The organism is Hydrocoleum sp. CS-953 (genome assembly GCF_002260545.1).
In the GTDB taxonomy this organism is placed as follows: Bacteria; Cyanobacteriota; Cyanobacteriia; order Cyanobacteriales; family Microcoleaceae; genus Trichodesmium.
Map to the genome: position 1 here is coordinate 1 of NZ_LGSU01000416.1, position 3,043 is coordinate 3,043.

2 protein-coding genes are annotated in these 3,043 nt (G+C 32.7%); both read right to left on the reverse strand.

Going from position 1 to position 3,043, the window contains the following annotated elements; genetic code table 11:
* Nucleotides 1-54 precede the first annotated feature (54 nt).
* Nucleotides 55-900: an OmpA family protein gene (locus tag AFK68_RS04070; protein ID WP_094671700.1), complete on the reverse strand. Its 846-nt coding sequence runs from the start codon at nt 898-900 to the stop codon at nt 55-57.
* Between the two features lie 545 nt (nt 901-1,445).
* The gene (locus AFK68_RS04075; protein ID WP_094671699.1) at nt 1,446-2,906 is read right to left on the reverse strand and encodes a hypothetical protein; all 1,461 of its coding nucleotides are present in this window, start codon (nt 2,904-2,906) and stop codon (nt 1,446-1,448) included.
* Nucleotides 2,907-3,043 lie beyond the last annotated feature (137 nt).

The following is a 3,043-nucleotide window of genomic DNA, read 5'->3' on the forward strand; positions in this document are numbered from 1 at the left end:
ACTCCCCACACTTCCCACACTCCCCACACTTCCCACACTCTCCACCCTCTAACTTCATCTCTCTACTGCACTAGGAGTAAACCGAACTTCTATCCGTCGCCGACTCTGATCTGGACTTCGATTTGCCCCAGCATAATTTCCGGTGGGATTATATAATTGTGCAGCAGAATAAGCTCTAAATTTTAAGCCCAATTCTTGCAGACGAGGATTTTGTTGCAGTCTTTGTACCACTGCTAGAGCGCGCATTAAACCTAAATCTGCATTCGATCCTGCTGTTAAACTACTAACAGATTCATTACCCTTAGCAACTGGTTCTAACTGGGTATCTAAATTACTAATACTTCCCCTATTTACCTGACCATCAGTATGACCAATTACTTCAACAACATAACCTTGATATTCTTTAGCAAAATCCTCAATTTGTTTAACTAAATCTTCCTCAATAAAACCTTTTAAATCTCCCGATATTTCGGCACTTCCTGATGCAAATCTCCGAGACTGGGAATCTCTAATTACAATTACAGGTGGAGACTTCAATTTTTCAATTTCTGTTTCTAATTCTGTCACCCTATTCGACTTTTGTTCCAACTTGTCTTTGGAAGTAGTGACTAATCCTTGAAGTTGTGTAACTTGGTTTTGTAAATTTCCAACTTTTCCTTGTAAACCTGTTACTTGATTCGTCTTTTGTTGGAGTTGATTTTGTAAACGACTAATCTCTTGTTGTAGTTTGATAGCCCGATTTTGATTAGCATCAGAAATTGATTCTATAAATAGAGACTTAATAATAGCTAAGAGTAATAACAAACTTAATATCATAAAAGAATTAGACATTAAATCTGTAAAAGCTGGCCAAACTTCTAGGTCGCGATTATCCTCAATAATTCGTGAACGATGACGCATAATTATAAAATTAGGGAATAGGGAATAGGGAATAGGGAGTAGTAATTTGAGAAACGCCATATCTTGACTAAAATATAGCTAGTGTTTTATAGGGTTTTGGTTAGCAATAAATAAGGTCTCAAGCTTCCACTTTCAAGGGAATAAAAAAGGAAATTTCGGATTTTATTGCCTTCTATAGTCATTTCAAATAAGGATGAAACACTTTTTTAGCTAGAACACCCTTTCCAGGAAAGAAACACTCGTCCCAGTCTTATTCAGAATGACTATAAATCAGCCGGAGGTGTTAACAATTGATAACTGAGTTACCGAAAAATTAAGGTATAAATCCTCTCCATTCATGGAGAAAAAAAAATTCCTTTTAGGCAATCCTCTTATTTATAATAAGAGGTAATAATTAATTATTAATTATTAATTGTTGANAACTGAGTTACCGAAAAATTAAGGTATAAATCCTCTCCATTCATGGAGAAAAAAAAATTCCTTTTAGGCAATCCTCTTATTTATAATAAGAGGTAATAATTAATTATTAATTATTAATTGTTGAACTATTGATTTGCTAGTTTATCAATAGTGTGTGTCAGACGATGAATTTCATTTTTAGTTGCATGCATTTGATTTATATATTCCTGTAAATTTGTCGCTATGACACTTAAATGGGAATTATTAATATTAGCTTGGGTACTCATACCTTTATTTATTTGGTCTCCTAAAGATTTAATGCTCTGACTAATACCATCGGTAGAATTATTCAAGGCATTTGCTAAAGTTTTTAGTTGGATTTGTACTTCCTCTAAATTATCTGCTTTAGATACTACTCTTCTTTGCAAACTATCTAGAGTTCCTACAGCTAAATTAAAACCTTGTGACGCTTCCTGTAGTTGCCTAATCATCTCCGCAAAAGATTGTTGATTACTTTGATGAGATTCTAATAGTCTTAATGAAGTTTGATTACTATTAGTAACTTGTTCTCCAAATTTAGCTAATCTCTTGCTATATCCTTGTAGTTCAATTACTACTATTTCAATTGCTTGAACAGCAGCAGCTAGAGTAGAGGTTGACTGAGAGAAATTACTTTGAATATTAGCTAATTCTGCTGTAGAAGTAGCTAACTTTTGTGGAAACTGACTATGTTCAAATATTTGTGCTACTTCTAGAAATCTATCGGAAGCTATCTGAAAATCTTTAGAACTTTTAGCAACAGTAGCAGCAGCTTCTCCCAATCTTACAAAAGTCTGTTCTGCTAATTTACTTGTAGTAGCATTAGCGTTATAAATTTCTTGAATTTTATCTTGTAAAGCTGACTCGACTCCGACTCTAACTGTTTGACCAAATCTTGTTAAAAATCCTTCAAAGGAATAGGCAACAGCTTTTACTACTTTGTCAAGTTGAGTTTGACCTTCAATAGTTTGTAAGTAAATATTATCTAAATAGTCTTCTAGTAAACTTATTAATCTACTTTTGGCAAGGCTAGTATTGAAAATTAAATTAACTGATGTAACTACAGCACTAAATAAGATTGCTACTAAGCTACTCGTAAAAGCAGTTCCCATACCTTGTAATGGTACTGCTAATGCATTGAGCAAACTACTAATATCGTTAGCATTAGTATCGCTAATTGTTTGGCTTAGAGAAGTTAAATTAATAGTAATACCGACAAAAGTTCCTAATAATCCAAAAGATACAAGTAGATTAGGTAAAATTCGACCAAAATATTCTATTTGTTCATAAGAAATCAATCCTAATAATCGCTGTCTACTGTAAACTTGATCTATTAATGCTCCTGTATTAACTTGTTCTAGTTTACTACTAGCATCAGCAAATCTTCCCTCTAAATATTCGATAAATCTTGGCTTATTTACTGACTGCTGATTAATGAGTCTCCTAACTTTATTTCCCTGATTTGCTAAGTCAAAATAAAGTACCATCCTTAATAGGATAGCTACAAAAGATGGTACAATTACTAATATAATTATTAGAGGTATTAAATAAGATGGTATTGGTGGCATATTAACATCTCTGATGTTTGAACAGTTATAGCATTTTTGATGCAGGTAATTTATCCTACAGATTACCTGCTTCTTATTCCCTAATTAAGAATTTTGTTTAATATTTTAATATTTATAGATATAATCTGGTTATATAG